At 58.0% G+C, this 3,164-nt stretch carries 4 protein-coding genes; 2 read left to right on the plus strand and 2 right to left on the minus strand.

Going from position 1 to position 3,164, the window contains the following annotated elements; translation table 11 throughout:
• Nucleotides 1–260: hypothetical protein (locus tag AB4043_RS20035; RefSeq protein WP_442307889.1), on the minus strand; the 260-nt coding region annotated here is incomplete at its 3' end.
• A 245-nt stretch (nt 261–505) separates the two neighbouring features.
• Here AB4043_RS20035 and AB4043_RS20040 point away from each other — a divergent pair.
• Both AB4043_RS20040 and AB4043_RS20045 read left to right on the plus strand, forming a co-directional pair.
• A complete protein-coding gene (locus AB4043_RS20040; RefSeq protein WP_442302118.1) occupies nt 506–1,306 on the plus strand; it encodes an SDR family NAD(P)-dependent oxidoreductase in 801 nt (266 codons plus the stop codon).
• A 345-nt stretch (nt 1,307–1,651) separates the two neighbouring features.
• Nucleotides 1,652–2,218: a DUF3011 domain-containing protein gene (locus tag AB4043_RS20045; RefSeq protein ID WP_442302119.1), complete on the plus strand. Its 567-nt coding sequence runs from the start codon at nt 1,652–1,654 to the stop codon at nt 2,216–2,218.
• A gap of 164 nt (nt 2,219–2,382) precedes the next feature.
• On the opposite strand, the gene AB4043_RS20050 is transcribed toward AB4043_RS20045, so the two are convergent.
• Nucleotides 2,383–3,164 (minus strand): alkaline phosphatase family protein (locus AB4043_RS20050; RefSeq protein ID WP_442307890.1); only part of this gene is annotated, 782 nt, incomplete at its 5' end.

Here is a 3,164-nt window from a genome sequence, read left to right on the forward strand (position 1 = left end):
TCGTACCTGAGCGTCACGTCCTGCTTCTGGTCGACATCGTAAAACGTAAAACCATCCTGGCTATGTGAGATGAAGTCGCCAAACTCTTCAGGAGCACCTGTGCGTATTACGGTGATGTGTGCCTGAGCAGTGAGGCCTTCGACCTTTTCTTTTACAGCGGTAGCGGTCTTCGAGGTAGCCGGAGCGTGCTGAGCGACGCTCGTTAAGGTCATGCCAGTGATGAGGATGCAGACAATGAGGGTACGGCCGAAATCGCACATAATTCTCCTCCGCTAGTACCATCTTCCACATCAGAGGTGAAGATGAAGAGGCTGTTCGTTGGAACGGTTGTCAGCAGTCTTATCAGACTGCGGGGATGACTTCTACACAGACGRCCAAGTATAAGGGCTTAGAGTGGAACTCAGGCCTGACCCTCTACTTGTTTTCACACAGCGCCTCATAAAGAGCAGTTGCGCCTTTTATAGGGTCTCGGTCAATGATAGAAATCAACCCAAAGGATCGCGGCATGCAGACCGGCCTGGAAGGCAAGACCGTACTCATTACCGGAGCAGCAAATGGAATTGGTAGAGCTGCGGCAGTTGCGTTTGCGAGTGAGGGGGCGCACGTCGCGGCAGTGGATCACGACAAAACCGGGCTCGAGCATACGCTTGAGCTGGTTCGTGCACAGGGCGTGAAGGCCTATGCTTCTGTCGCGGATCTGAGCACGGGCGCAGGCATGAAGAGCGGTCTAGATGCACTGGTGAGCCAGATCAGCGGCCTCGATGTGTTAATCAACAATGTTGGCTATGCCGATCCGAAGCCGTTTATGGAGACGACGGACGAGCAATGGGAGCGGACGTTCCAGTTGAACTTCATGTCGGCCGTGCGCGCGACCCGGCAACTGCTGCCTCTGCTGCGAGAGAGAGAGGGCGCTTCGATTGTGAACAATGCGTCCGATCTCGCGCGGCAGCCTGAAGCGGTTCCGGCCGACTATGGTGCGCTCAAAGCCGCAATGCTTTCCCTCACCAAAAGTCTTGCGCGCGCGGAGGCGCCCCGGGTTCGCATCAATGCGGTTGCCCCGGGACCAATCTGGAGCACCTTCTGGTCTCGCCCTGGTGGGTTTGCCGACGGCATGGCGGCGATCCACAATATGCCCCCGCGGGAGGCCGTCGACCACGAGATGAAGCTGCGGCAGCTTCCGCTGGAGCGGCTCGGCGAGCCAGAAGAGGTCGCGAACATCATGGTGTTTCTGGCCAGCAATCGCGCTTCTTACGTCACCGGCGCAGTTTGGGGTGTGGATGGTGGCAGCATCCGCAGCCTTATCTGAGTCAGTAGCCCATATATTTGCGCAAAAATAAAGGCCGGGTCCATATCCCCGAGGGCTATCTGCTGAGTTTCCGGCCCAATTCCCCGGACCCAGGCCCTCATGTGCTTTCCCTGAAATCGGGACGGCCAAGTCGCCATATGTGATCTCATTTCGCAGGTTTTTATTGGGTTCGATGATTGAGGTGTAGCAGCAGCAAGGGAGTTGTTCTGCATCTAACTCCCCGCGACATACGACAGGCAGCCATCCAAGTTCTTGGCTCGGCTGAGCTGACTCACCGCTTCACGGGCCGTTGGTTGGTATGTAGGGGCTGCCGAAGTATCGTTCTGACGAATCGGGAGGTTCAACATGAAGCAACTTCGACTCTTACTGTTTATCTTTGGTTTCATTGCCGTCGGCACAGCGTCTCTCAAGGCGCAGAGTGGAACGACGGATCGTGAAGGCGCGAAACTTACCTGCGCCTCCGATGATGGCAAGCGGCACTACTGCCAGGCAGACACGTCGCGTGGAGTCAGGATGCTGAATCAGCGTAGTGGGTCACCCTGCATACAGGGCGACACCTGGGGATATGATCGTCGCGGTGTCTGGGTGGATCGTGGCTGCCGTGCCGATTTCCTGGTGAGAGCAGACGCATTCCAGGGCGGCGGTGGTCCGGGCGTTCCGCCGTATCCGGGCGATAACAGACCTCCGGATACAAGGCCCTCGGATAATGGGTGGTCCGGTCCATCGAACGGTGTCATCCGGTGTGAGTCCAACGACATGGGAAGGAACTTCTGCCGCGTGGCCATCAGGAGAGGTGTGCGGCTAATCAAGCAGCGCAGTGGGTCGCCCTGCAGGGAAGGCGAAACCTGGGGATATGACCGCGGTGGCATCTGGGTGGACCGGGGATGCCGTGCTGACTTTGCTGTTCGTTGAGTTTGTGTTGCAGAGTCGAAAATAGAGCGGCCTCCCGTGATGGGAGGCCGTTCTGTTGTGATCGGTGAACGACGTTCGGCGATCACAACATGACGAGAACGTCAGGGATTAGGGAGCGTCATCCAACTTCCAGGCTGGTATAGAGGGCGCCTTCAGCGCTTGCACTAGTCATCTGCATCGCGGCGACGTGGTTTGGTTGATTTCCTATGGATCTCTCTGTCCAGTTCTACCGGGTCGTCGCAGTCGAGCAGCTCGGCCTTTTCCGCGGCGGTCTTTGGGTGTGCGGTGCGTGCGCGGCGAGGATCGAAGATGTGTGTATTCGATGGGACGAACGTGTACGGCGTCAGGTCGGGAGTGCTGGTGAAGCTGTCGCTTAAGTCGGCGGAGAGCGCGTCTTCAAGGTTGAGCGGCCCGAGGTTCAGCAGCTCATAGATCGTCTTCTGCACACTGGCCATGCTGGTGTGGCGATGTGAGATGTAGCCGCGTTTTGTATAAGGGCTGATGACGAGCACAGGACTGCGATGCGCGTCCACGTGGTCCACGCCGCCCTGTGCGTCGTCTTCGACGACAAAGATCGCGGTGTCTTTCCAGATGGCGCTGTGCGAGATGGTGTCTACGATCTTGCCGAGGGCGAGGTCGTTGTCGGCGACGAAGGAGCTGCGATAGGGATAGCCGTCTGCCGGACGCGGCTTGGACATATGGTCATTGGGCAAGCGGATCACAGTCAGTGCAGGTTGATATCCGGTCTTGCTGCGCGCGGTGAAGTCGCGCTGAAACTCGTTGTAGCGGTACTGATCGGGAATGCCCATGTTGAAGGTTGGGAATTGGCGATCGCTTGAGACGAAGACAGGTTGGGGTACGGGCGAGTTGAGRTAGAGGCGCTGCCCTTCGGGTTCCGTGCCTTCGCGCTCATCGCCACCTTCCAGTTCGAGGCCCTCGCCGTAGT

It is taken from the genome of Terriglobus sp. YAF25 (genome assembly GCF_052113305.1).
In the GTDB taxonomy this organism is placed as follows: Bacteria; Acidobacteriota; Terriglobia; order Terriglobales; family Acidobacteriaceae; genus Terriglobus.

What these genes read in the sequence shown, in the direction of transcription:
- AB4043_RS20040 (WP_442302118.1), top strand. Translation starts at nt 506, where the DNA reads ATGCAGACCGGCCTGGAAGGCAAGACCGTACTCATTACCGGAGCAGCA.
- AB4043_RS20045 (WP_442302119.1), top strand. Translation starts at nt 1,652, where the DNA reads ATGAAGCAACTTCGACTCTTACTGTTTATCTTTGGTTTCATTGCCGTC.